The sequence below is a fragment of the Streptomyces sp. NPDC055955 genome, from assembly GCF_042270245.1.
Lineage (GTDB): Bacteria > Actinomycetota > Actinomycetes > Streptomycetales > Streptomycetaceae > Streptomyces.
Window position 1 is genome coordinate 396449 of sequence record NZ_JBHJYS010000002.1, and the last position, 25745, is coordinate 422193.

Annotated in this window: 21 protein-coding genes; 3 read left to right on the forward strand and 18 right to left on the reverse strand. The window is 71.6% G+C overall.

The window, feature by feature from the left end; genetic code table 11:
• Window positions 1-131: 131 nt before the first annotated feature.
• From ACFC96_RS05075 to ACFC96_RS05130, 12 genes are all read right to left on the reverse strand, one after another.
• Window positions 132-752, reverse strand: a complete 621-nt coding sequence (locus ACFC96_RS05075; RefSeq protein ID WP_340458475.1) for a TetR/AcrR family transcriptional regulator — start codon at window positions 750-752, stop codon at window positions 132-134.
• An 80-nt stretch (window positions 753-832) separates the two neighbouring features.
• Window positions 833-1981, reverse strand: a complete 1149-nt coding sequence (locus tag ACFC96_RS05080) for an acetyl-CoA C-acetyltransferase (protein ID WP_376224990.1) — start codon at window positions 1979-1981, stop codon at window positions 833-835.
• A gap of 54 nt (window positions 1982-2035) precedes the next feature.
• A complete protein-coding gene (locus ACFC96_RS05085) occupies window positions 2036-2833 on the reverse strand; it encodes an enoyl-CoA hydratase/isomerase family protein (protein ID WP_376254716.1) in 798 nt (265 codons plus the stop codon).
• Window positions 2830-3600 (reverse strand): SDR family NAD(P)-dependent oxidoreductase, encoded by a 771-nt coding sequence (locus ACFC96_RS05090; RefSeq protein ID WP_376227504.1) that lies wholly within the window; start codon window positions 3598-3600, stop codon window positions 2830-2832. The genes ACFC96_RS05085 and ACFC96_RS05090 overlap by 4 nt, the downstream gene beginning before the upstream one ends.
• Window positions 3597-4373, reverse strand: coding sequence for an SDR family oxidoreductase (locus ACFC96_RS05095; RefSeq protein WP_376227501.1), 777 nt, complete (start codon window positions 4371-4373; stop codon window positions 3597-3599). Before ACFC96_RS05095 ends, ACFC96_RS05090 begins: the two co-directional genes overlap by 4 nt.
• Window positions 4370-5611, reverse strand: coding sequence for an acyl-CoA dehydrogenase family protein (locus tag ACFC96_RS05100; protein ID WP_376254719.1), 1242 nt, complete (start codon window positions 5609-5611; stop codon window positions 4370-4372). Before ACFC96_RS05100 ends, ACFC96_RS05095 begins: the two co-directional genes overlap by 4 nt.
• Window positions 5612-5747: 136 nt before the next feature.
• The gene (locus tag ACFC96_RS05105) at window positions 5748-6707 is read right to left on the reverse strand and encodes a phosphotransferase family protein (RefSeq protein ID WP_376226858.1); all 960 of its coding nucleotides are present in this window, start codon (window positions 6705-6707) and stop codon (window positions 5748-5750) included.
• Window positions 6704-7930, reverse strand: coding sequence for an acyl-CoA dehydrogenase family protein (locus ACFC96_RS05110; protein ID WP_376226859.1), 1227 nt, complete (start codon window positions 7928-7930; stop codon window positions 6704-6706). Before ACFC96_RS05110 ends, ACFC96_RS05105 begins: the two co-directional genes overlap by 4 nt.
• A gap of 18 nt (window positions 7931-7948) precedes the next feature.
• Window positions 7949-9094, reverse strand: a complete 1146-nt coding sequence (locus ACFC96_RS05115; RefSeq protein ID WP_376254725.1) for a thiolase family protein — start codon at window positions 9092-9094, stop codon at window positions 7949-7951.
• Window positions 9091-9471 carry a Zn-ribbon domain-containing OB-fold protein gene (locus ACFC96_RS05120; RefSeq protein ID WP_376254727.1) on the reverse strand — a complete coding sequence of 127 codons (381 nt, stop codon included), beginning with the start codon at window positions 9469-9471 and terminating at the stop codon, window positions 9091-9093. Before ACFC96_RS05120 ends, ACFC96_RS05115 begins: the two co-directional genes overlap by 4 nt.
• Window positions 9472-9476: 5 nt before the next feature.
• Window positions 9477-10265, reverse strand: a complete 789-nt coding sequence (locus ACFC96_RS05125; protein WP_376254730.1) for an enoyl-CoA hydratase/isomerase family protein — start codon at window positions 10263-10265, stop codon at window positions 9477-9479.
• 98 nt (window positions 10266-10363) lie between these two features.
• Entirely contained in the window at window positions 10364-11416 is a 1053-nt protein-coding gene (locus tag ACFC96_RS05130) for an alcohol dehydrogenase catalytic domain-containing protein (RefSeq protein ID WP_376227762.1), read from the reverse strand.
• 179 nt (window positions 11417-11595) lie between these two features.
• Between ACFC96_RS05130 and icmF the strand changes: the two genes are divergently transcribed.
• From icmF to ACFC96_RS05145, 3 genes are all read left to right on the forward strand, one after another.
• Window positions 11596-14823, forward strand: a complete 3228-nt coding sequence (gene icmF, locus ACFC96_RS05135) for a fused isobutyryl-CoA mutase/GTPase IcmF (protein ID WP_376610290.1) — start codon at window positions 11596-11598, stop codon at window positions 14821-14823.
• A 181-nt stretch (window positions 14824-15004) separates the two neighbouring features.
• Window positions 15005-15361 (forward strand): hypothetical protein, encoded by a 357-nt coding sequence (locus tag ACFC96_RS05140; RefSeq protein WP_376610292.1) that lies wholly within the window; start codon window positions 15005-15007, stop codon window positions 15359-15361.
• 8 nt (window positions 15362-15369) lie between these two features.
• Window positions 15370-16233 carry a 3-hydroxybutyryl-CoA dehydrogenase gene (locus tag ACFC96_RS05145; RefSeq protein ID WP_376610293.1) on the forward strand — a complete coding sequence of 288 codons (864 nt, stop codon included), beginning with the start codon at window positions 15370-15372 and terminating at the stop codon, window positions 16231-16233.
• 401 nt (window positions 16234-16634) lie between these two features.
• Here the strand turns inward: ACFC96_RS05145 and ACFC96_RS05150 are convergent, their stop codons facing one another.
• The 6 genes from ACFC96_RS05150 to ACFC96_RS05175 all read right to left on the reverse strand — a co-directional run bounded on the left by ACFC96_RS05150 (window position 16635) and on the right by ACFC96_RS05175 (window position 25738).
• Window positions 16635-18587, reverse strand: coding sequence for an FAD-dependent oxidoreductase (locus tag ACFC96_RS05150; protein ID WP_376610295.1), 1953 nt, complete (start codon window positions 18585-18587; stop codon window positions 16635-16637).
• 17 nt (window positions 18588-18604) lie between these two features.
• Window positions 18605-19750 carry an acyl-CoA dehydrogenase family protein gene (locus tag ACFC96_RS05155; protein WP_376254745.1) on the reverse strand — a complete coding sequence of 382 codons (1146 nt, stop codon included), beginning with the start codon at window positions 19748-19750 and terminating at the stop codon, window positions 18605-18607.
• A gap of 185 nt (window positions 19751-19935) precedes the next feature.
• The gene (locus tag ACFC96_RS05160) at window positions 19936-21276 is read right to left on the reverse strand and encodes an FAD-dependent oxidoreductase (RefSeq protein WP_376254748.1); all 1341 of its coding nucleotides are present in this window, start codon (window positions 21274-21276) and stop codon (window positions 19936-19938) included.
• Window positions 21277-21345: 69 nt separating this feature from the next.
• Window positions 21346-23847, reverse strand: coding sequence for an ATP-binding cassette domain-containing protein (locus ACFC96_RS05165; RefSeq protein WP_376254751.1), 2502 nt, complete (start codon window positions 23845-23847; stop codon window positions 21346-21348).
• Between the two features lie 11 nt (window positions 23848-23858).
• The gene (locus tag ACFC96_RS05170) at window positions 23859-24728 is read right to left on the reverse strand and encodes a branched-chain amino acid ABC transporter permease (RefSeq protein WP_376254754.1); all 870 of its coding nucleotides are present in this window, start codon (window positions 24726-24728) and stop codon (window positions 23859-23861) included.
• 194 nt (window positions 24729-24922) lie between these two features.
• A complete protein-coding gene (locus ACFC96_RS05175) occupies window positions 24923-25738 on the reverse strand; it encodes an SDR family NAD(P)-dependent oxidoreductase (protein ID WP_376610297.1) in 816 nt (271 codons plus the stop codon).
• Between the last annotated feature and the right edge of the window lie 7 nt (window positions 25739-25745).

Here is a 25745-nt window from a genome sequence, read left to right on the forward strand (position 1 = left end):
CAACCTGAGTTCAGTTCAGTTGAAGAGATGTTAATCCCGCGCAAACGCGCCTGGCAATGGTCCGGCGCAAGGCGCAAACGAAAAGATCCCCTGACGGGAGGCCCGTCAGGGGATCACACGACGCGGAGCGCTCAGGAAGCGATCATCCGCACGCAGGCACCCTCGATCAGCTCGCTGATCTCGGACAGCGGCGTCGGCCCGGACGGCCGGTACCACCGCCATACGCTGACGATCAGGCCCAGCACGCTGGCCCCGAGCAACTGCGCGTCCCGCAGCGGGAAGGCGCCCTGCGACATCCCGCGCACCAGCAGGTTGGTCCAGTCCCGCTCGACGACCTGGACCAGCTGGCGGGCGGCGACCCGCTCGGCCTCTTCGCGCTTGGACTTGCGCGCCCCGGAGAGCAGGTCCATGTGGTTCTGCAGGATGCGCATCTGCAGGACCTCGTGCTCGGAGACGTCGTAGGCGGCGCGGACGCCCGCCCGCAGGGCCTGCACGGGGTCCTCCGCGCCCTCGGTCGCCTCCACGAACCGGTCGTGGGAGCGTTCCAGTTCGAGCCGCATGATGGTGAGCAGGCAGTGCGTCTTCGACTCGAAGTAGTGGTAGAGAGCGGTCTGGCCGATGCCCACCCGCTCCGCCACCGTGGACCACTTCGTGGCCTCGAAGCCGGTCTCGCCGAAGCAGTCCACAGCCGCCGCGAGGATGGCCGCGCGCTTGGACCGCGGCCCCGCCTCCCGTTCAACGATCCTGGTCATGACCCTCTCTCCTGGCCGTCACTCAGCGTGTCCGTACCCGAGAGTAAACCCAACTTGAACTCAGTTGCCAAACCGGTGCCTCACAGGGTCTCCAGGACGGTCGCGTTGGCCATGCCGCCGCCCTCGCACATCGTCTGCAGACCGTAGCGCCCTCCGGTCCTGCGCAACTGGTGAACGAGCGTGGTCATCAGCCGCGCGCCGGTCGCGCCCAGGGGATGTCCCAGGGCGATGGCGCCGCCGAAGGCGTTGACCCGCCGCGGGTCCGCTCCGGTCTCCCGCTGCCAGGCGAGGACGACGGAGGCGAACGCCTCATTGATCTCGACGAGGTCCATGGCGTCGATCGTGAGGCCGGCCCGCTCCAGGACCTTCTGTGTGGCGGGGATCGGCCCGGTCAGCATCTGGATCGGGTCCGAGCCGACCACGGCCATGCTGTGCACACGCGCCAGCGGGGTCAGCCCGTGGCGGCGCACCGCGTCCTCGGAGGCGATCAGCAGAGCGGCGGCTCCGTCGGAGATCTGGCTGGAGACGGCGGCCGTCAGCCGGCCGTCCTCGGTCAGCGTCCTCAGACCCGCCATCTTCTCCAGCGTGGTGTCGGCCCGGGGACCTTCGTCGGCAGTGAGGCCGAAGGACGGAACGATCTCCGCGTCGAACACCCCGTCGGCCTGGGCGGCCAGCGCCCGCTGATGGCTGGTGAGGGCGAAGCGCTCCATGTCCTCGCGGGACACGCTCCACTTCTCGGCGATCAGCTCGGCCCCGCGGAACTGGGAGACCTCCTGCTCCCCGAAGTGCTCGCGCCAGCCGTCACCGGCGTACGGGCTGCCGAGGCCCGCCTGCTCGCCTACCGTCATGGGGCTGGCGATGGGAACGAGGCTCATCACCTCGACGCCGCCGGCCACCACCAGGTCCGCCGCGCCCGAGCCGACCGCCTGGGCGGCGAAGTGCACGGCCTGCTGCGACGAGCCGCACTGCCGGTCGATGGTGGTGCCGGGCACGTGCTGCGGCAGCCCGGCCGACAGCCACGCGGTGCGGGCGACGTTGCCGGTCTGCGCGCCGATCTGGCCGACGCAGCCGAAGTACACGTCGTCGACGGCCGCCGGATCGGCGCCGGAACGCTCCAGGAGAGCGCGCAGCACATGGGCGCCGAGGTCGGCGGGGTGCACACCGCTGAGCGCGCCCTTGCGACGACCGACAGGGGTACGGACGGCCTCGACGATGAAGGCTTCCGGCATGGTGGCTCCAGAGGGGTTGGTGAGTGAGGGGAGTTCAGAGCTCGTACGCACAGCTCAGGGCGGGGACACTGCGCTCCGGAAGGCGGGCGGGCGTTTCCCCAGGAAGGCGGCGACGCCCTCGCGGCCCTCCTCCCCGCGGGCCGCGGCGGCCAGCGCGCGGGCCTCCCGGTCCAGGTGCGGGCCGAGATCGGCGGTCAGCCCGGCGGCGACGAGCCGACGGGTCGCCCCGAACGCGCCCGCGGGGCCGTCACGCAGGGCCTCGGCGGTGCGCGCCGCCTCGTCGGCCAGCAGCCCGGCGGCGACGGTGCGGCTGACGAGCCCGATCTCGACGGCTTCGGACGCCGGAATCCGCCGGTTCGTCAGCAGGAGGTCGAGCGCGCGCTTGGGCCCGGCGAGGCGGGGCAGGAACCAGCTCACCCCTGCGTCCGGCGAGTACCCGATCCCGGTGTACGCGGCGGTGAAGGAGGCGTCGGCGGCGGCGAGCGTCACGTCCGCGGCGGCCGCGAGACCGATGCCCGCCCCCGCGACCGCGCCCTGCACGGCGGCCACCATGGGCGCGTCGAGCCGCGCGAAGACACGCAGCGCCTCGTGGAGCGCACCCGTCACCGCGAGGAGGTGCTGTTCCAGCGCCTCGCCTTCGAGCCGCGCGAACTCCCGGAGATCGCCGCCGACGCAGAAGGACCTTCCCTCGCCGCTGAGGAGGACGGCCCGCACGCCGGACCGTTCGCATGCCGTCGCGGCGTCCAGCAGGCCCCGGGCCGTCGCCAGGTCGATGGCGTTGCCCACGTCGCCGCGCCGCAGGGTGACGCGGGCCAGACCGTCGTCGCGGATGTCGATGCCGACGCCGCTCATCGTGCCGTCCATCCGCCGTCGACGGTCAGGACCTGCCCGGTGCAGTACGTGGATGCGTCCGAGGCGAGGAAGAGCAGCGCCCCGTCGAGTTCGTGCGTCTCCCCGCCGCGCCGCAGCATCGTCCCCCGTTCGACCCACCGCCGCGAGTGCTCGTCGCCGAACAGCTCGGCGGTCATCTCGGTACGGAACCAGCCGGGCGCGAGGGCGTTGACGCGCGTCCCGGACCGCCCCCACTGGCCGGCCAGCTCGCGGGTCAGGCCGATCAGTCCGGCCTTCGACGCGGAGTAGCTCGCGCCGCCGAGCGGGGCGCCGGAGACGAGTCCGAGGACGGAGGAGACGTTGATGATGCTCTTGCCCGCGGCGCCGGGTGCCTCGGCGGTGAGCCGGGCCAGGTGGAAGGGCGCCGTGAGGTTCACCCCCAGGACGTCCGCGAAGGAGTCCGCCGACTCGTCCTCGGCGCGCGTCCGTCCCGACGTGGCCGCGTTGTTGACCAGGATGTCGAGATGCCCGGTGGCGTTCAGTGCCGTCTCGGCCAGCCGCGTCCGGTCGGCTTCCAGGGACACGTCGCAGGCGACGGGGTGGATACGTGCGTCGTCGTCCGCGAGTTCCTTGAGCCGGTCGATTCTGCGGGCGGCGGCGAACACCGTCGCGCCTGCCAGCGCGAGGACGGTGGCGAACCGCGCGCCGAGCCCGGCGGAGGCGCCGGTGACGATCGCCGTCCGGCCTTCGAGCGAGAAGAGTTCGGCGGCGGACGACGGGACGCTCACTCGTCCACCCCGATCGGAAGTGCGGTGGCGCCACCGTCCAGAACGAGGGTCTGCCCGGTCATCCAGGACGACGCGTCGGACGCGAGGAACAGTGCCGCGTTCGCCACGTCCTCGACCGTGCCGAGGCGGCGCATGGGCAGCTTGGCGGTGAGGACGGGCTCGCGCACCTCCCATACGGCGCGGGCCAGTTCGGTCTTGATCAGGCCGGGGGCGATGGCGTTCACGCGGGCCCGTGGGCCGAGTTCGTAGGCGAGCTGCCGGGTCATGTGGAGCATGGCGGCCTTGGTGGCGTTGTAGTAGCCGATGTGCGGGTCGACGACGAGCCCGCCGACGGAGGCGATGTTGATCACCGCTCCCCCGTGCTCGGCGATCCAGGCGCGCCACGCGGCCCGGGTCCAGGCGATCATGCCGTACTGGTTGACGCGTACGGTCTTCTCCGCGCGCGGCAGGTCCAGGTCGAGCAGGTCTCCGTTGTACGGGTTGGTCGCGGCGTTGTTGACGAGGATGTCGAGCCGGCCGAAGCGGGTCATGGTCACTTCGACGCAGGCTTCGGCCTGGTCGGGCTCGCCCGCGTTGGCGACGACGGTGTGGACGTCGCCGTCGCCCTTGACGCGCAGCAGCTCCTCGCGGGCCTCGGCGAGTCCGGCGGCCTTGCGGGCGGCGATCACGACGTGCGCGCCCGCCGCCCGGTAGGCGGTGGCGATGCCGAGGCCGATGCCGCGCGATCCGCCGGTGATGACGGCGACCTTGCCGTCGAGGATGTCGGTGCTCACGCCGCTCCTGCCTTCGTGTCGGTGTTCTTCCCGGGCTTGCAGTACTTGGCGAGTTCCTGCCGTGCCACGGTCCGCAGATGTACTTCGTCGGGGCCGTCGGCGATGCGCAGTGCCCGGGTGATGGCGTACAGCCGGGCGAGCACGGTGTCGTCGCTGACGCCGGCCGCGCCGTGGGCCTGGACGGCGCGGTCGACGACCTTGTGGGCGACCTCCAGGGCCGCCACCTTGATGGCGGCTACCTCCATGCGGGCTGCGGCGTTGCCGACGGTGTCCATCAGCCAGGCCGACTTGAGGACGAGGAGCCGCAGTTGCTCGATCTCGATGCGGCTGCGGGCGATCCACTCCCGTACGACACCCCGCTCGGCGAGCGGCCCGCCGAAGGCGACGCGTTCGCTGGTCCGCTCGCACATCAGCTGGAGCGCCCGCTCGGCGAAACCGACTGCCCGCATCGCGTAGTGCATACGCCCCGGCCCGAGCCGCCCCTGCGCGAGCGCGAATCCTTCCCCCTCCCCGCCGAGAATGTGGTCGATGGGCACACGGACGTCCTCGAAGAGCACCTCGCCGTGTCCGCACCGGTCCGTGTAGCCGAACATCGGCAGGTCGCGTACGACGGTGACGCCTGGGGTGTGACGCGGGATGAGCACCATGCTCTGCTGCCGGTAGGTGGGCGCGTCGGGGTCGGACTTGCCCATCAGGATGATGAGCTCGCAGTCGGGGTCGAGGATTCCGGAGGTGTACCACTTGCGGCCGTTGACGACGTAGTGGTCTCCGTCGCGGGTGATGCGTGTTCGGATGTTGCGCGCGTCGGAGCTGGCGACCTCGGGCTCGGTCATGGCGAAGCAGGAGCGGATCTCGGCCTCCAGCAGCGGCTTGAGCCAGCGCTCCTGCTGCTCGGGGGTGCCGTAGAGGGCGAGGAGTTCCATGTTGCCGGTGTCGGGCGCCGAGCAGTTGAACACCTCGGGGCCCATGATGGAGCGGCCGGCCAGCTCCATGAGGGGCGCGTATTCGAGGTTGGTGAGTCCGGCGCCCCAGTCGCCGTGGGCCATGAAGAGGTTCCACAGGCCTTCGGCGCGGGCCTTCTCCTTCAGCTCGGTCATCACCGGCGGCAGCGCGTGCGGGTCGGCGGCTTCGGCGAGCTGCCGGTCGTGGACCGCTTCGGCCGGCAGGACGTGTTCGTTCATGAACGACCGCATGCGGTCCTGGAGTTCACTCGCGCGGGGCGAGAATCCGAAATCCACGAGGGGCTCCTGTCCACCGGTGCCCTGTCGGCGTGGGCACCGGTGTGGTGACGTGGGTGGGCGGCGGGCCGGGGCGGCTCGGCCGATGAGGTCGAGCACGATGCGGCTCGGCCGGGAAGGGTGAGCACGATGCGGCTCAGCCGAGGATGGCTCGCGCGGTGCTGATCATCGCGGCGATGGTGGGCGGCAGCCGCTCCTGGTCCGGGTCGTGATGCTTGCCCTCGCGGTGCCGGCGCAGGTTGTGGCCCATGATCGCGGCCATCTTCATGCGGCCGAGCGCCCGGAACCAGTCCATGGCGGGCAGCGCGGGGGCGCCGTCGAGATAGGCGGCGAGCAGCTCGTCCTCGGTGGGCAGTCCGGGCACGGCCCGGCCGATGCCGGGGAAGTTGCGGTGGTCGGCGAAGAGCAGGAACCAGCCCAGGTCGATCCGGGGATCGCCGACGCTCCAGATCTCCCAGTCGACGACGGCGACAGCACGCTGTGCGACGCAGAGCACGTTGCCGAGCCGGAAGTCGCCGTGCAGCAGCACGGACGGCAGACCGGCGGGCACGTCGTCGGCAAGACGGTCGAGCAACTCCTGTGCACCCGGCCGGAGTTCTTCCGGGACGGCGTGCATGGTGCGACTCCACCGGTCGAGCTCCCCGGCTGCCCCGAGCGGCTGTGGGGCGTCCAGGCCGGGGGCGTGAATGTCGGTGGCGTGCAGTCGCCGCAGGACCTGGGCGATTTCCAGCATGCGGGCCCGCGCGGTGTCCGCGGGCACCTCGGGATCGTCGAGTACGGGCTCCAGCGCCTCTCCGTCGGCGAACTCCATCGCGAACCATGCGGGTTGGACCTCGTCCAGGGCGGCGACACCCGGCACGGGCACCGGGGATCCGTCGAGCGCGGCGAGGACCCGGGCCTGGCGCAGCACGTCGTTGCGCCCGACGGGTTTCTGTCCCGGGGGCACCGCCTTGACGACGTACCTCTCCTCCCCCGCAGTGACGGAGTAGGTCAGCCCGGAGTGACCGCCGGGCAGGACCTTCAACTCCCCCGCGCCTTGGCCGAGACGGGCGGCCACTCGCAGGGCCAGTTCCTTCTCCTGGACGGCCGTGCTCATCGGACGGGCTCCTTGGGCAGGCCGAGCACGCGCTCGGCGAGGATGTTGCGCTGGATCTCGTCGGTGCCGCCCGCGATGCTGTAGCCGGGCGCGCCGAGGAGGTGTTCGGTCCAGGCGTACGTGCCCCACTCGCCGGTGTCGGCGACGAGCGCCGGACCGAGGAGTTCGGAGACGAGGTCGCCGGTGCGGCGCATGGTCTCGGTGGCGTACAGCTTGCCGACGGAGGCCTCCGCGCCGGGTTCGCGTCCGGCGACGAGGGCGCCGGTGACCCGCAGTCCGATGAGGCGCTGGACGAGGGCCCGTACGTAGAGGTCGGCGGCCCGGTCCTGTTCGGCGCCGGTGAGCGGGCGGGACAGGTGTCCGGCCAGGTCCACCGCGTGGTCGGCGTTGTCGAGACCGAGGTTGCCGGAGTCGAGGCGTTCGGCGGCGAGCACGCTGAGGGTGACGCGCCAGCCCTCGCCGACCGGTCCGAGCCGGTCGGTGTCGGGGACGACGACGCCGTCGAGGTAGACCTCGTTGAAGCTCGCGCCACCGGTCATCTGCCGGATGGGCCGCACGGTGACGCCGGGCGCGTCCATGCGGACCAGGAAGACGGTGATGCCCGCGTGTTTGGGCACGTCGGGGTCGGTGCGGCAGACGGCGACGCCCCATGTGGCGACGGTGGCGCCGGAGGTCCACACCTTGTGTCCGCTCAGCAGCCAGTCGTCGCCGTCGCGCACCGCCTTCGTACGTACTCCGGCGAGGTCGGATCCCGCCTCGGTCTCGGAGAAGAGCTGGCAGGCGAGTTCGTCGGTGCGCAGCATGGGCCGCAGCCAGCGCGCCTTCTGCCCCTCGGTGCCCCAGATGCCGATCGCGGGGGCGACGAGCTGTCGGGTGACCGGGAAGATCTCGGTGCGGTGCGGTACGTCGAAGGCGGCTTCCTCGGCGCGATAGAGCTGTTCGTAGTACGCGGGCAGGTTGCGTCCGCCGTACCTGGCAGGCCAGTTGAGGGCGCCCCAGCCCTGGTCGTGGCGGGTGCGTTCCCAGTCCTGGGTGCGGCGGGTGTGGGTCCGCTCCTGCTCCTCGGTCCAGTTCTCGAACACGGCGACGGAGTCGGAGCCGCTGCCCCATCCCCCGGTGGCGGCGCGCGGCTCGGCGACGCCCTCGAGCCAGCGCCGGGCCTCGGCGCGGAATTCCTCGGGATCCGGAACACGTCCGGGGATGTCTTCCGGGTTGGCGTTCATCGGGTCGTGCACCTCCGTTCAGCGGGTCAGGACCGTGCAGGCGCTGACGCCCGGCGCTCCGTACACATGGGTGAAGCCGGTCCGGGACGCGCCGGGAACCTGGCGGTCGCCGGCGCGGCCGCGCAGCTGCTGGACGACCTCGTAGACCTGGCGAAGCCCGGAGGCCCCGATGGGTTCGCCGTTGGCGATGCAGCCGCCGTCGGTGTTGACCGGCAGCGCCCCGCCGATCTCGGTGACCCCGGCGGCGATCAGCCGTTCCTGCTCGCCATGCTCGCAGAGCCCGCACTCGGCCATGTGCATGACCTCTGCACCGCTCTCGGTGTCCTGCAGCTGGCAGACGTCGATGTCGCCCGGGCCGATACCCGCCTCCTCGAACGCGGCGGCGGAGGCGGCGCGGCTGACGCTGGTCGGCTCGCCCCCGGCGACCCACGGGCTGAACACCTCGAACGAGCCGAACTGCCGCGTGCGCAGGGCCGCCGACCGCAGTGCGACCGAGGGGCCCTCCAGGGTCCGCGCCACCTCGGGCGAGCACAGCACGAGCGCCGCGGCGCCGGCCCCGGGGGAACAGAACATGAACCGGGTCAGCGGGTCGCTGACCATGCCGGAGTCCAGGATCTCGGCGGCCGACACGGGCTTGCGGCGCCACGCCTGCGGTGTCAACTCACCATTCCTGTAGGCCTTTTCCGCCACTCGAGCCAGCGTCTGCGGGGTGATCCCGTGGTCGTGCATATATCGCCGGATCTTCATGCCGAAGAACTGGGTGGTGACCATGAGGCCGTCGCTGCCGTACTCCTCGCCCAGGCCCCAGTCCTCGGGCCTCGGGTCGAAGGCGCCGCGCGGGTGTTTGTCGAAGCCGACGGCGAGGACGACGTCGGCCATGCCCGAGCGGATCGCGTTCACGGCGGAGATCAGTGCGCTGCCGCCGGTGGCGCAGCCGTTCTTCACATTGACGAAGGGCACTCCGGTGAGGCCGAGCTGGGCCACGAGAGTGTCGGCGAGCCCGGCGCTGTCGCTGCCGCCGAACGCGGCGCCCACCCGTGACCAGTCGACTCCGGCGTCCTTCAGCGCTGCGTGCACCGCGTCGACGGCGAGCTGCCGGCCGCTCGCCTCCGAGCGCCCGAACGCGGTCCGCGCGGCGCCGCAGATCAGCACGTCCGCGGTCATGAGCTCTCCTCCGCTGTCGTGGTGGGCCGGGCCCGTGGCACGCCGTCGCCGGCGACGACCGTGAGCGGCATGCCGATCCGGATCGTGTCGAGGTCGTCGACCTCGATCACCGCGGCGACGCGGACGCCGTCGGCCAGCTCGACATAGCCGACCGCGAACGGCTCGAAGCCGCCGGGCGGGGGCTGGTAGGGCGGGGACTTGGGCGCGTACCGCTGCACGGTCCAGGTCCACAGGGTGCCCGCACCACTGAGGACGGCCGACTCGGCCGGGCCCCCGCAGCGCGGGCACGCCGCGTCCGCGGGGTAGACCGCGACCGAGCAGCCGCGGCAGCGTGCGCCTTGGAGCCCGGCGGCCGGACTCCGCGGATGCGTGGTCATCCGGCTCAGCGCCCCTGCCACTTGGGCTCGCGCTTCTCCAGGAACGCCGAGACCCCTTCGTTGGCGTCCTCGGAGTTGAGGGCGACACCGACGGCGAGGTGCTCCATCACCATCAGCGACTGCGTGTCGGCGTCGAGGCTGCGGTCGATGGTCATCTTGGTGAGCCACATGGTGAAGGGGCTCTTGTCGGTGAGGTGGGAGATGAACTCCTCGACCGTCTCGTCGAGCTTCTCGGTCGGCGCGTGGTCGTTGATCAGGCCGAACTCGGTGGCCTCGATGCCGGAGAGGAGCTTTCCGGTGAGCATGAGCTCCTTGGTCTTGCGGATGCCGATCATGCGCGGCACGCGGTAGATCGGGCCCGCTCCGCCGAACAGCGCGCGGCGGATGTGGAAGTCGCCGATCTTGGCGTCGTCGGCGGCGATCGCGAAGTCGCAGGAGATCATGATCTCGAAGCCGCCGGCGGTGACGTACCCCTCCAGGACAGCCACCGACGGGGTCTTCATCGAGTAGAGCCGGTCGCACACCTTCGCGGACTTGACCGCGACGTCGATGGCGTTCGACTTGCCGACGAAGTCGGCCTTGAGGCTGTCGAGGTCGAAGCCCGAGCAGAAGGTGCCGCCGCGCCCCCGGAAGACCAGGACGCGCAGCTCGGGGTCCTCGTCGACCTCGGTGATGATCTCGTCGAGCCGGTCCAGGATCGGCACCGTGACGCAGTTCTTCTTCCAGGGGCGGTTGAGCCAGACGCGGGCGACGTGGCCGTCACGCTCGAACTGGATCTCGTCTTCCACTGCCATCTCAGGTTCCTCCGCTTCAAACTGAACTGAATTCATTACGAGTTTGGGGAGCCGGTGATCCACTGTCAAGGCCAACTCCGAGATTGGTTCAGGACGGATCAGACGTCATGGGCCGGCAGGTCGACGAGAACCTTGAGCCGTCGCGCGTCGCGCACGTCGTGCAGCCCGGCCACGGTCTCGGCGAGCGGGATGTGGTCCAGCCAGCCGTCGGTCGGGTAGCGCCCGGCCGCCATGTGCGCGATGACCCTCTCGAAGACCCCGTCGGGGTACGCCTCGCAGCCCAGCAGCGCGAGTTCGGCCAGGCGCACGACGGAGGCGTCCACGGTGACGGGCCCCGAGTACAGGGCGACGAGGACCACGGGCGCGCGGGCGGCGACGGAGCGGATCGCGGCGTCGAGCACCTCGGGCCGGCCCGCACACTCGATCGCGGCGTCCACGCCCCGCCCTCCGGTGCGCCGCAGCACCTCGGCGACCACGTCACCGGCGGCCGGATCGAGGACCTGGGCGCCGTGCCGCGCCGCGGCCGCGCGGCGGGCCGGCGAGGGCTCGACGACGATCACCTCACGCGCACCCTGCGCCTTCAGCGCGAAGAGCACACCCATGCCGACCGCGCCGGCCCCCATGACCAGCGCGGTATCGCCCGCACCCACTCCGGCCCGCTCGACCGCATTGAGACCGACGGCCATGGGTTCCACCAACGCGCCCTGCTCCAGCGGCACTTCATCGGGCAGCCGGTGTGCGGCCTCGGCACGTACGACCACGTACTCGGCGAGCCCGCCGCCGGGCGAGGTGACGCCGATCGCCGCGAGGGAAGCACACAGATGAGAGAGCCCGGACGTGCAGCGGGCGCACACTCCGCACGTGCGGATCGGCCGGACGCAGACCCGGTCGCCGGCCGCGACGCGGTCCACGTCCGGACCGCACGCCACCACGGTCCCGGCGAACTCGTGCCCCAGCGTCTGCGGCAGGGTGGCGCCGGTCAGCGGGTTGGGCTCGTGCGTGGCGCGCGGCATCTCGAAGTACTCGTGCACATCGGTGCCGCAGATGCCCGCGTGCGCCACGCGGATCTTCACCTCGCCGGGCCCCGGCTCGGGTTCGGGCATCTCCTCGATCCGCAGATCCTTGGTTCCGTACAGCCTGGCGGCGAGCATCGTTCCTCCCGGGGATCACGCTGGGACCGCATCGTTGCGACCACCCGAGACTGCCACCGAACTGAATTGACTTCAATGATTCTCTTGAGACCTGCACCTACTTCGGTTCAGTATGGGGAGGTCTCTGCGAGCATCCGCCCCCAAGCCGTCGCGGCCGGGGGCAGTCAGGAGTGCAGCACATGCCGCGCGCTCAGCATCCCGTCCGTTTCGTCACCGCCTCCAGCCTCTTCGACGGGCATGACGCCTCGATCAACATCATGCGGCGCATCCTTCAGGCCCAGGGCGCGGAGGTGATCCACCTCGGGCACAACCGCTCCGTGAGCGAGGTGGTGGACGCCGCCCTGGAGGAAGACGTCCAGGGTGTGGCTGTCAGCTCCTACCAGGGCGGACACATCGAGTACTTCGAGTACCTGGTGGAGCTGCTCCAGGAGCGCGGCGCCGGGCATGTGCGGGTATTCGGCGGTGGTGGGGGCGTCATCGTGCCGCAGGAGATCGAGCGGCTCTCGGCGGCCGGGGTGCGGATCTTCTCGCCGCAGGACGGGCAGCGCCTGGGACTGGCCGGAATGATCGCCACGATGATCGAGGAGTGCGACCACGCGCCATGGGTGGACGAGCCCGCAGACATCGAGCAGGTCCTCGCGGGTGCACGCCCGGCGCTGGCCCGGCTGCTGTCGGCCGCCGCTGCCGGGACGGTACCCGCCACAGACCTGCGCCGCCTGGAGAAAGCGGCCGGAGCGCGCCAGGTGCCGGTGCTCGGCATCACCGGCACCGGCGGCTCGGGCAAGTCCTCGCTCACCGACGAGCTGGTCCGCCGGATCCGTACCGACCAGGAGGACACGCTGCGGGTAGCGGTGCTGGCCGTGGACCCGACGCGACGACGGGGCGGCGGCGCCCTGCTCGGTGACCGCATCCGCATGAACTCGCTCGACGGCGACCGGATCTTCTTCCGCTCACTCGCCACCCGAGGAACCGGCGAACTGCCCGAGGGGCTCGGCGAGTCCATCACCGCCTGCCGGGCGGCCGGCTACGACCTGGTCGTCGTCGAGACGCCCGGCATCGGGCAGGGCGACGCCGCGATCGTGCCGTTCGCGGATGTGTCGCTGTACGTCATGACGCCCGAGTTCGGGGCGGCGTCACAGCTGGAGAAGATCGACATGCTCGACTTCGCGGACGTCGTCGCCGTCAACAACTTCGAGCGGCGGGGCGCGGCGGACGCCCTGCGTGACGTGGGCCGACAACTTGTGCGCAACCGGGAGGCGTTCGGTACGCCGCACGAGGAGATGCCGGTGTTCGGCACCAGCGCCGCCACGTTCCACGACGACGGCGTCACCGCGCTCTACCAGCATCTGCGCGGGCTGCTCGGCGAGCGCGGTCTCGCGCTGCGGCCGGGGGCACTGCCGGCGGTATCGGTACGTCACTCCAGCGGGGCCGCTCAGATCGTGCCGACGTCGCGGGCGCGCTATCTGGCCGACATCGCCGAGACGGTGCGTATGTACCACGCGCGCACCGACGCCCAGGCTCGCACCGCCCGCCGAGTGCAGCAACTTGGCGCTGTGCGAGACGAATTGAGGGGAGTGGCCGAAGACACCGCCGCGGTGGAGCGGCTGCTGGACGAGGCGCGCGGGACGCTCGACGACGAGGCGCGGCAGGCGTTGGAGCAGTGGCCGAAGACCGTGGAGGCCTATTCCGGCGACGAGGTGGCGTTCACCGTGCGCGGGCGCGAGATCCGCACCCCGCTGGTCCGCGAGTCCCTGTCGGGCAGCCGCGTTCGGCGCGTGGCGCTGCCGCGGACGACGGATCACGGGGACCTCGTGCGTTTTCTGCGTGCGGAGAACCTGCCGGGCTCGTTCCCGTTCACGGCCGGGGTGTTCCCCTTCAAGCGGGACGGCGAGGACCCGGCGCGGATGTTCGCGGGCGAGGGCGATCCGTTCCGTACCAACCGCCGCTTCAAGCTGCTGTCCCAGGGCGGCGCGGCCACCCGGCTCTCCACGGCCTTCGACTCGGTCACGCTGTACGGCCGCGACCCCGATCTGCGCCCCGACATCTATGGCAAGGTGGGCACCTCTGGTGTCTCGGTGGCGACACTGGAGGACATGAAGGCGCTGTACGACGGCTTCGCCCTCACCGCCCCCACCACCTCCGTGTCGATGACGATCAACGGGCCGGCGCCGACGATCCTCGCGTTCTTCCTCAACACCGCGATCGACCAGCAGCTCGACGCCTACACCGCCGAGCACGGCCACGCGCCCGACGACGGGCAGGCGCGAGAGATCCGGGCCGAAGTGCTGCGCAGTGTGCGCGGCACCGTGCAGGCCGACATCCTCAAGGAGGACCAGGGACAGAACACCTGCCTGTTCTCCACGGAGTTCAGCCTGCGCATGATGGGCGACATCCAGGAGTGGTTCATCGAGCAGGACGTACGGAACTTCTACTCGGTCTCCATCTCCGGCTACCACATCGCCGAGGCGGGCGCGAACCCCATCAGCCAACTCGCGTTCACGCTGGCCAACGGGTTCACGTACGTGGAGTCGTACCTGGCACGCGGCATGAATGTCGACGACTTCGCGCCGAACCTGTCGTTCTTCTTCTCCAACGGCATGGACCCGGAGTACTCGGTGCTCGGCCGGGTGGCCCGCCGTGTCTGGGCGGTGGCGATGCGCGACCGGTACGGGGCGAACGAGCGCAGCCAGAAGCTGAAGTACCACGTGCAGACGTCGGGCCGCTCACTCCACGCGCAGGAGATGGACTTCAACGACATCCGCACCACGTTGCAGGCGCTCATCGCCCTCTACGACAACTGCAACAGCCTGCACACCAATGCCTACGACGAGGCCGTGACGACGCCCACGGAGGAGTCGGTGCGCCGCGCCCTCGCCATCCAGCTGATCATCAACCGTGAGTGGGGGCTCGCGATGAACGAGAACCCGCTGCAGGGCTCGTACATCATCGACGAGCTGACCGACCTCCTGGAGGAGGCGGTGCTCATCGAGTTCGAGCGGATCAGCGAGCGCGGCGGGGTGCTGGGCGCGATGGAGACGGGCTACCAACGCGGCCGTATCCAGGACGAGTCGATGCTCTACGAGCAGCGCAAGCACGACGGATCGCTGCCGCTCATCGGCGTCAACACCTTCCGTTCCCCGCACGCCGACGGGGAGGGGCGGCCGGCGCCGGTCGTCGAACTCGCTCGCGCCACGGAGCAGGAGAAGCAGTCCCAGCTCGACCGGGTGCACGGCTTCCGGGCCCGCCACGAGGACGCCGCCGGTGAGGCGCTGGCCTCGCTCCGGCACGCGGCCACGAGCGGCGGGAACGTCTTCGCCGTGCTGATGGACGCGGCGCGGGTCTGCTCGCTGGAGCAGATCACCGAGGCGTTCTTCGAGGTCGGCGGCGCCTATCGGCGCAACGTCTGACGCACGTGCGCCGGCGCCCGGCGACCTGAGACAGCTGAATCCGAGGAGACACCTCGATGTGGCCCACCCATCCCCCGCACCCGAACGCGTCGCCCACTACCGCGCCACAGGCGGCTGGCGGGACACCCCTGTCGGCCGATATCTGCGCCGTGCCGCCGCCCAGTGACCGGACGCGGTCGCCGTGGTCGACGGGGCGCGCCAACTGACGTTCGCCGAGGTCGCCGTCGTCGCCGGGCCCGACGCGCGCACGACGCGCGAGCGGGCCTGCGCGTGCGTCGTGACCGGCCCGGGGGCAGGACCTCACCCCCTCAAGGAGGTCGGCAAGCATCTGACCAGCCGTGAAGTGGCCGCGCAGAAGATCCCCAAAGGCCTCCTCCTCGTTGACACCTTGCCCCGCACCACCAGTGGCAAGGTCAAGAAATTCGCCCTGCGGGAGTTGCTGCGGGACCGCGCCGGAGCCTCGGGATCGGTCGCGGGCATGACCGTCCGCGCGGTCCACGAACGGTGGACGCCCGCCTCTCCCCCTCTCTTCAGATAAGGATCCTCATGTCTGTCATCACCCGGCTCGGCGTCGTCGGCTGCGGCCTCATGGGCTCCGGCATCGCCGAGGTCGCCGCGCTGCGCGGCCTGGACGTCACCGTCGCCGAGTCGACCCCCGAGCTCGCCGCCGCGGGACGCGCCCGGGTCGTCGCGTCCCTGGACCGCGGGCTGCGCCGCGGCAAGCTCACGGAGGCCGAGCGCGAACAGGCCCAGACCCGGCTGTCCTTCACCCACGACCTGGGCGAACTGGCCGACCGCCAATTCGTCATCGAGGCCGTCGCCGAGAACCGGGAGGTGAAGACCGAGGTGTTCCGGCAGCTCGACAAAGTGCTCACCGACCCGACCGCCGTGCTCGCCACCAACACCTCCTCGATCCCCGTCGTCGACCTCGCCGTGACCACCGGCCGCGCCTCCCACGTCGTCGGGCTGCACTTCTTCAATCCCGTACCAGTCCAGAAGCTCGTCGAGGTCGTGCCCGCGCTCACCACCACCGCCGAAACCCTGGAGCGCGCCCGCGCGTTCGCCGTCGAGGGGCTCGGCAAGGAGACCATCGAGGCGCCCGACCGTTCCGGCTTCGTGGTCAACGCGCTGCTGGTGCCGTATCTGCTCGCCGCGATCCGCATGGTGGAGGCCGGAACCGCCCGCGCCGACGACATCGACCGGGGCATGGAACTGGGCTGCGCCCACCCGATGGGCCCACTGCGCCTGCTCGACCTGATCGGCTTGGACACGGCGCAAGCCGTCGCCGACTCTCTGTACGAGGAATTCAAGGAGCCGCTGTACGCCGCTCCCCCGCTGCTGCAGCGCATGGTGGCGGCGGGCCATCTCGGGCGTAAGAGCGGGCGCGGGTTCTACGTGTACGAGGGCTGAGGTCAGGCGCGAGGGCCGGCCACTGGACTCCAGTGGCCGGCCCTCGGGTGTTCCCACCTGGCTGCCCTGTCCGGACGGCGACTTCCACCTGTCCCCTCACATCTACTCCCCGGCGACACCGTCACCTGCGGGGCACTGACGCCTGTGCAGAGTGCGCCGACTGCCAGAACCGTGCGCGTCAGCTACGACAGCCGCGTCCCGGGCAGGTCGTCGGCGCACCACTCGCCGGCACCATCGGAGTCGTATGGGTCGCCAGGGCCGGGATGTCCGGCATGGTCGCGGCGCCGATGACGTACGCCCGTCGACGCCGTGCACCTTCCCTTACTGGTCATCGACGGCGGTGGGCGTGTCCTCTCAGTGCAGTGCACTGCAGTGGGGAACAAGGGGGGCGGGTACGCCGGTCACGATGCGCGGTCCGCGATCGCCTCGGCCGCCGCGCGCCCCTCGGCGACAGCGTGGGCCACCAGGCGGGGTACGACACAGTCGCCGATCGCGTGGACGGTCTGACCGTCCACGGGTGTGAAGTCCGGGCGCCACGGGCGCCGTTCGCCGACGGTCACCAGGACGTCGGCTTCGAGGTCGGTCTCGCGTCCGTCGAGGACGCCCCGCAGCCGCATACCGCCGTCCGTCGTGGCGGTCACGGTGGTCAGAGCGATGACGCGGAGCGGCGCGCCGCCCAGCCGGTTGGTCAACTGGGTGCGGTTCTCGGCGGAGATGCCGGTCGCGAAGCCGTTGCCCGGGGTGAGGAGCGTGACCTCGCGGGCACCGGCCGCCAGGGCGCTCTCCACGGCGCTGACGCCCTGCCACCAGCCGAACCCGTCGTCGAGGACGGCCACCCGGGGCGCGCTCGGCACCAAGTCGGCGCAGCGGTCGAGGAACTCCGTGCTCCGGAGGGTGGGCAGTGTGCCGGGCACGGACACCGCTGCCTCCTGCGCGCCGGTGGCGAGCACCACCTGGGCGTACTCCGAAAGTTCGGCCGGCTCCGGCGCTGCGCCGAGACGCAACTCGATTCCCAGGTCGACGAGTTGATTGCGCTGGTAGTCGGTGAGCTTCAGCCACCCGGATCGATGCGCGGCGCGCCCTGCGAGCCGGATCTGCCCGCCGACGTGCGGGGCACCGTCGAAGACGACGACCTCGTGGCCGGTGCGGGCCAGCGCCGCCGCGCACTCCATCCCGGCGGGACCTGCGCCGACGACGGCGACCGGGCCGTCGCCGCTGCCGGTGCCGGGGCGGCTGAGCAGCAGCGGCACAGCCGGGCGGGCGGCCATGCCGGGCGGTCCCAGCGCGGGGTTGACCGAGCACGAGCCGGTGGGTTCGAAGGTCCGGCAGCCCTCGTTGCAGCTCGTGCAGGGGCGGATGGAGCGTTCGTCCCCGGCGACGACCTTCCGGGCGAAGTCCGGGTCGGCGATGAACGGGCGCGCCATGCCGACCAGATCGGCACCCGCCTCCAGGGCTCGCTCGATGTCGGCGGTGGTCCGGAAGCCCTGGCTGACCAACAAGGGCAGCCCGCTCGCGGCGCGCAGCCGGGCCACGGACGAGAGGAGTGGCGGGCTGGTGGTGGCCATGCCGGGGACGTAGGTGTTGCGGACGCCGGTGGTGACATTGACGTACGTGAAGGGGGCGGCGGCGTGCAGGCGCGGCAGGAGTTCGACGAGGTCGTCGAGGCCGAGCCCGGAGTTCTCGCCGGGTTCGACCGACACCCGTACACCGATGGGGTGTTGGCCGATTTCGCTGCGGATGGCTTCGATCACCTGGGCGAGGAGCGTGATGCGGTCGCCGTACTCGTCGTCGCGGGTGTTGGTGGCGCGGGAGAGGAACTGGGCGAGCAAGTAGCCGTGTCCGGCGTGCAGTTCGACTCCGTCGAAGCCTGCCTGCACGCTGTTCGCCGCCGAGACGCGGAAGGCGTCGACGACGCGGCGTACTTCTTCGGCGCTCAGCGGGTGGGGCGCGGTCGCCTCGCGGGGCGAGCGGACGGCGGCCGCGGAGACCGGCGGGTAATAGGTTCCCGCGCCGAGTGTCTCGCGGCCGAGGTACACGAGCTGCGCGATCGCCACGGCGCCGCCTTCGGTGATGGCCTCGGCGCGGCGGCGCACGGCGTCCTTGATCTCAGGGCGCCAGGCCTCGGTGAGATAGCGCCGCGGCAGGGTCGACTCCGGAGCGACGGCGGTGCCGCCGGTGATGACCAGGCCGGTGCCGCCTTGCGCCAGACGGTGCCAGTAGGCGTGGTCGGCTTGGGTGGGGGCGCCGTCGGCGACGGCCGCGGTGGCGTGGGCGGTGGCGACGAGACGGTTGCGGAGGGTGTGCCCGCCGAGCGTGAAGGATGCTGCGAGGGTTGGGGTGCTCGGTGCGTTCATGGATGTCTCCCCTCGGCTCAGGCGGCGGTGACGGTGGCAGTGTTCGGGGTGAGACCGATGAGTTCGGCGAGCCGGGCGCGGTGGGCCGCGGGCGTGCCGAAGAGCACCGCTCCGCTGCGCGCGCGGCGCACGTACAGGTGCGCGGAGTGCTCCCAGGTGAAGCCGATCCCGCCGTGCAGCTGGACGTACTCGCCTGTGGCCAGGCTGAAGGTATCGGAGCAGACTGTGGCGGCGGCAGCGGCGGCCACCGGCAGCTGGGGCGAGCCGAGCGCGACGCAGGCGGTCGCGTACGCGGACGCCGATCGGGCGGCCTCCAGCGCGACGAGCACGTCGGCGAGCCGGTGTTTGACGGCCTGGAACGAGCCGATGGGGCGCCCGAACTGGTGGCGCTGCGCAACGAATGCGACGGTGGCGTCCAGGGCGTGGCCGCTGCCGCCGACCTGCTCGGCGGCGAGCGCGGCCCGCCCCGCGTCGAGAACGCCGGTCGTCCCGTCCGGTTCCCCCACCGGCGTGGCGGGCGCGCCCCGGAGCTCCACCCGCGCTTGGCGCCGGGTCTCGTCCAGGACTCGGTGAGGAGTCCGCAGGCAGGTGTCCGGGTCCGGTTCGACGGCGAACAGCCGTGGTCCGTCCGGTGCCTGGGCCCGTACGAGGATGAGGTCGGCACCCGCACCGTCGAGCACGAAGTCCGCTGCGCCGCGCAGCAGGGTGCTTCCGCCCGTGGCCTCGGCGCTGATGCCGGGCTCACCGTCCTGAAGGCCCGCCACGGTCGCGGTCAGCGTGCCGTTCGCGATCCCCGGCAGATACCGCTCGCACGCCTGTCGGTCGCCGCTGCCGAGCAGCGCGGGGGCGGCGAGGCCCACCGTGGGCAGCAGCGGCGCGCTGCACAGGGCGCGGCCCGACTCCTCCAGGGCGACGGCGAGTTCGGCGAAGGTGTAGCCGGATCCGCCGTACTCCTCGGGGATCGCGAGTCCTTGGACGCCGATCTCGCCGGCGAGCCGCGCCCAGAGCCGCTCGTCGTGTCCACGCGGGCCCGCCATGTGTGTACGGACGGCGTCGGGTCCGCCGACTTCGCCGAAGAAGTCCCTCAGGACTGCGCGGAGTTCACGTTGTTCATCGGTCTCGGAGAGCAGCCGGGGGTCGATGTCGGGGTGCCGGTCGTGCATGGGGTCTCCACTTTGCTACTGAATCGGGCGGGGGCTCGGTGGTCGGTGCCGGCGACGATGCCGTCGCCCGCCGAGCGGCCCGCGAGGGGGGACAGGTCACTGACGTGCATTTCGCGTGCGCAGGGCGCGGCCGATCTCGGCGCTGTGGTCGAGGCTGATGACGGGCGACACCGTCATGCGGGTACTCAGGGGTGGGCCTCCGCGACGGCGGTCCGCGCCGCCGTCAGGCCGAAGACGAGGGCCGAGGCGATGCCGCCCGCGTACGCGCGGTCCCACAGGCCGCCGGTGTCTGACCCGGCTGCGAGGAGCCCCGGCAGCGGGCCTCCGTCCCCGTCCAGCACGCGGGCCCGATCGTCGATGCGCAGGCCGTGGAAGGGGAACGTGATGGCGGGCACGGTCTCGATGACGTAGTACGGCGCCTCGTCGAGCGGGAGTCGGTCCAGTGCGCGGCCCGGTGCCGGACCCGCTTCCGTGGCGACCTGTTCGTTGAAGCGCCGGACGGCGTCCCGGACGGTCTCCGCGTCGTACCCCCACTCCTCGGGCAGGTAGGCGAGTTCGTCGAGGTCCTCGGCGAGTCCGACTCGGCCGCCTCGCTTGCTGGCGAGGGCGAACTTGTCGACGGCGACCGCCCCTTCGACGTACGAGCCGACGATCCAGTCACGGAAGACGCGGGCGTCCGCGATGAGCAGGCCACGGCTCTCGGGCTGGTCGAGGAGGGCCATGGTGCTGAGGTGGTCGCCGAGCGTCTCGTCGACGAACCGCTCGCCGCGCAGGTTGAGCAGGAGAGCGTGCTCGCTGTAGTAGAGCGACATGTCGACGAAGTCGGCCGGGTCGGCGAACGGGATGCCCCTGGGAACGAGGTGTCCGTAGAACCCCGCGTTCTCAGTTCCGGTCGCCGCGCCGATCGCCGTCGCGAGCCGGTACCCGCCACCGGTGCTGTGGGGGTTGGAGCGCAGCTGCATCCGGTCCGCATGTGGGTGCACATGGGCGGTGCGCAGTTCGGGGTCACCCTGGAAACCGCCGGTGGCGAGGAGGGTGGTCGTGGCGCGGATACGACGACGTCCGCCGTCGGCGCCGCACACGTCTGCGCCGGTCACGACCCCGTCCTCGACGAGGAGGTGCTCCGTCTCGGTGTTCAGCAGGAGCTCGCCCGCGCCCTCGGTGATCAGCCGGCGGCAGGTGTCGACGTAATGGTTCGTGTCGAACTGGTGGCCTCGCCCGAAGCCGAGAATGGGCTGGGCGTCCTTGGCCTCGACGCCGATGGACCGGATCCAGTCGATGCCGTCGGCGAACCGGTCCACGAGGGCCCGCTTGAGCGGCCGGTCGCCGCGCGGGTTGTGCGCGTCCATCGTCGCGTGGTCGGGGGCGGTCCAGGCGTAGCCCGCGAAGCGCGCGGATCCGCCCACGTCCGGGGCGCTCTCGACGACGGCGACGGACAGACCGTCTCCGACGGCTCGGGCGGCGGCCGTCAGTCCGGCCATGCCCGCTCCGATGACGAGCAGATCGACGCCTTCCGCTGCGCTCACGGGCAGGTCGGCACCTTGTGCTTGCACGGTCGTTCTCCTCCATCTGGATCTGTCGGTACGCGTTCGGACTCAGCCCTGCACAGCGGCCACGGACGCGCCCTCCTCGCCGTCGAAGTAGGCCCGTTCGGCGTGGGCGAGGAACTCGGGGTCGCCGGGCTCACCCTGGGCTGCGACGCGGCCGTCGTGCAGGACGACGACCTCGTGACAGGCCGACGCGGCGCGGGTGAGCGACTGTTCGAGGAGAACGACGGTCATGCCGTCGTGCGCGAGCCGGCCGAGGCGGGCGTAGACCTCGGTGACCATCGCCGGGGAGAGGCCGAGGGCCGGCTCGTCGACGATCAGCAGATCGGGCCGTGCCATCAGGGCGCGGGCGAGGGCCAGGATCTGCTGCTCGCCGCCGGACAGGCCGGCGGCGGGCATGCCCATGCGTTCGCGCAGCCGCGGCGGCAGCCATGCGCCGGTCTGCGCGAGGCGGGCGCGCAACTCCGCGCCCTTGATGCCCGCGGCGTACGCGGCGACCTCCAGGTTCTCCCTCAGGGAGAGGGTCTTGAACAGGGCCCGGCCCTCGGGCACGAGCGCGCTGCGCAGGTCACCGTCGGCCGTGCGGCGGCCGTGGGTGGGGGCGAGGGTGCCGTGCAGGATCTGGCCCAGGGTGGACTTGCCCGCGCCGTTGGCGCCGACGACTCCGACCACGCTGCCCTGGGGGACGGTCAGGTCGATGCCGCGCAGCGCGGCGACGCCGCCGTAGGAGTGGTCGACTCCTTCGAGGTGTACGGCAGGTGCCGCGAGGTCGTCGCGGGGCGGGAGTTCGACGCGGTCGCCGCCCTCACCGAGATACGAGGTACGGACCCGGGGGTCGTCCAGGATCCTGCCGGGCAGGCCCTCGCCGACAGGCCGGCCGAAGTCGAAGGCGACGACCCGGTGGGCCACGGCGAACAGGTCGTCGAGGACGTGGTCGATGATGACGACGGCGGTGCCGCGCTGCTGCTGGCGCACGATCTCCCGCGCGAGGAGGGTGCGTTCGCCGGCGTCGAGCCCGCCGAACGGCTCGTCCAGGACCAGCAGTCGCGGCTCCTCCGCGAGCGCCCGCGCCAGGTCGATTCGCTTGTGCAGGCCGAAGGGCAGCTCGTCGGGGCGGCGGTCCGCGAAGGGTGCGAGGCCGACGCTTTCGAGGAGTTCGGCAGCCCTGGCCCGGTGGTGGGCGGTGACGCGGCGGTGGGTGCACAGGATGTTCTCGGCGACGGTCAGCTCCGGGAACGTCTCGGCGTGCTGGAAGGTGCGGCCGATGCCGATCCCGCGCCGCGCCGTCGCCCGGCTCTTGAGCAGGGGCTTGCCCGCGTACTGTGCGCTGCCGGTCACCCGGCCGCCGCCGACGAGCCCGGACAGGACGTTCAGCAGCGTTGTCTTTCCCGCCCCGTTGGGGCCGATGATCGCGACGGTCTCACCGGCCCGTACGGTCATCGACGCGCCTTCGAGTGCCTTCACGCCGCCGAACGAGACGCCCACGTCGTCGACGCGCAGCAGCGCGGGGGCGGTCGGCGCGGGGGCGGGCACGGGCGGCGGCACCTGCTCGGCCGCTTCGACGAGGGTGGGCGGCTTCGCCGTGGCGCGCCCGAAGAGCCGGCGCAGGGCGCGGCCGAGGAACGGTACGACGCCGCCTGGCAGGAACACCAGAGCCACGATCAGCACGACTCCCTGAAGGATCGGCTGCGCGACGCCGACGGTCTCGGCGGCGGCGGGTGCCCAGGTCAGATACGCGCCGCCGACCACCGCGCCGACCAGCGTCCCCGCACCTCCGAGCACGCACGCGGCGATCAGCGAGATCGCCAGGGCCAGCGAGAACGGGTCGGGGCTGACGAATCCGACGACCAGGGCGAGGAGCACACCGGCGAGCGCGGCGAACACGGCGCTGACGGCGAAGGCGAGGGCCGACTGGGCTTCGGGCGCGATCCCGACCGAACGGGCGGCCAGCGGATGGGACTTGGCGGCGACCAGCCGCATGCGCAGGGCGCTCGGCCGGGCCAGCGCGCCCACGGCGAGGGCGACTCCGGCCACTCCCACGGCGATGTACTGCGCCTGTGTGCCGGCGCTGGAGAGCGTGCCGAGCCCGAGGGCGCTGTGCAGCTTCTCCATCGGAATGCCCTGGTCACCGCCGGTGACGTCGGTCCACTGGCCCATCACTTCCAGCGACACCATGGTGAACGCGAGGGTCAGCAGGGCCAGATACAGCATGGAGAACCGCGCGCCCGCTCCGCCGAGGAACGCCCCGAAGGCCGCGGCGCACCCGGCCGCCCCCAGTACGACGACCTCCAGGGACCAGCCGTGCGTACTGCCGTACGAGGCGAAGTAGGCACCCAGGGCGAAGAAGGCGGGATGCGCGATCGACCAGATGCCGGCCCACCCCGCGAGCAGGTTCACCGAGAGCACGAGCACGGTGTAGACGGCGGCGAGCCCGACGGAGTAGGCCTGGTAGGGCGGGACGACGCCGCTGTGCAGGACGAGGATGAGGAGGACCGCGCCGAGCGGCCCGCACCCGGCCCTCAGAAGGTTGGAACGGCTGAACACGGACATGGGGCGCTCCCTCAGACCCTCTGGAACGCGCGCGTGCCGAACAGCCCTTGCGGGCGGATCAGCAGCACGACGATGGTGAACGTGAACACGAACGTGTCCCGGTATCCGGCCGATACGTAGCTCGCGGCCAGGTTGTCGAGCACGCCGACCGTCAGCCCGCCGATGACGGCGCCGTACATGCTCGTCAGGCCTCCGAGGAACATCCCGGCGAAGGCGCGGAAGAGCGGGGCGCTGAGCACCGTGGGCGCCAGCCCCGCGCGGGGTGCGTACAGGATGGCGGCCAGCGCGCCCAAGCCGAGGCCGAGCGCCCAGGCGACCCGGGCGATGCGCTGCGAGCCGAGACCGAGGATCTGCGCGGTGTCGGCGGACTCGGCGACGGCGCGCATCGCGGAGCCGATGGTGGTGCGCCCGAAGAGGTACGCCACCAGCGTCATGGCGACGGCTGCCACACCGATGGTCAGCAGGCTCTGTGTCGGGATCGCGGCGTCGCCGAACGAGACCGATCCGTCCACCAGGCTCGGGAAGAGCCGTGGCTGGTCGTTCCAGATCGTGCTGATGACGCTCTCCACGATGAGGGAGACGCCCATGGTCATCACAAGGGCCGAGAGCAACTCCCCATGGGCGAGGGGCCTGATGACCGTCTCCCGGGCGGCGAGACCGACCGCGGCGGTGACGACGACCGCGGCCCCCGCGGCCAGGACGAGCGGCAGGCCCTCGTCGTACAGGGTCAGCGCCGCGTACAGCCCGATCGTCGCCAGGCTGGCGAGGGCGAAGTTCACCACGTCCGTGGCCCGGTAAATGATCACCAGGCCGAGCCCCATCAGGCCGTACACAGCGCCACTGGCGAGACCGCTCACCAGGACGAGCAAGAACTGATCCACGTCGACCGTCTCCTCGTGCCGTACGCCCGGGTCCGGCGCCTCGGCATCACCGATCAAAATTACGAACTGAACTCAATTCATGGACCGTAGACACCGAGCTCCGCTCGGGCAATACCCGTGCACGAGTTGATTTGCCGCGAAGCCGACCAGGCTGCGCATCGAGCAGCGATTCAGGCCGCGGATCAGGACCCGGATCAGGCCGTGAAACGGCCCCCATTGGCGAGCAGCACCGCTCCGACCAGGTTCGCCGCGGCGTCGCTCGCCAGGAACAGAGCGATGTCGGCGATCTCCCCGGGCGTCGCGTAGGGGCGCACCCGCGGATCGGCGAAGCCGCTGCGCAGCGCGGCGGGTGTCCGTGCGGCCATGCCGGTCTCCGTCGGGCCGGGCGCGACCACGTTGACCCGGATCCCGGAGGCGATGACCTCCTTGGCAACGGCCTGACTGAGGGCGTGCACACCGGCCTTCGAGGCGCAGTAGTGGGGGTAGCCGACCGGAGTGTCGAAGGCCGACGAGGAGCCGATGACGACGATCGCGCCGGCACCGGCCGGGCGCATCACGCGCACCGCCGCGCGTAGCACGTGGAACGTGCCGTCGAGATTGACCCGCATGACGCGCCTCCAGGAAGCGTCGTCCAGCCGGTCGGTGACCTCCGGCGGCCGCCCCTCGACCAGCGCGTCCGCGATGAGCCGCTTGGCTTCCGGGTCGTCGACGCCGGCGGCGTGCACGACCACGTCGAGCCGGCCGTGCTCGCGCACCACGTCGGCGACGGCACCTTCGACCGCCGCCGCGTCCGCCACGTCGAGCGCGACCGCGACCGCCCGCCCGTCGGGCAGTTCGGCGGCCACGGCCTTGGCCGCCTCGCCGTTCAGATCGGCGAGCACCACGCGCGCCGCCCCCTCTGCCGCCAACTCCCGCGCGACGGCGGCCCCCATGCCCGATCCGGCCCCCGTCACCAAGGCGACCTTGTCCGCGAACCGCCCCTGTCGCCCCTGCCGCGTACGCTCACTCATGTTCCAG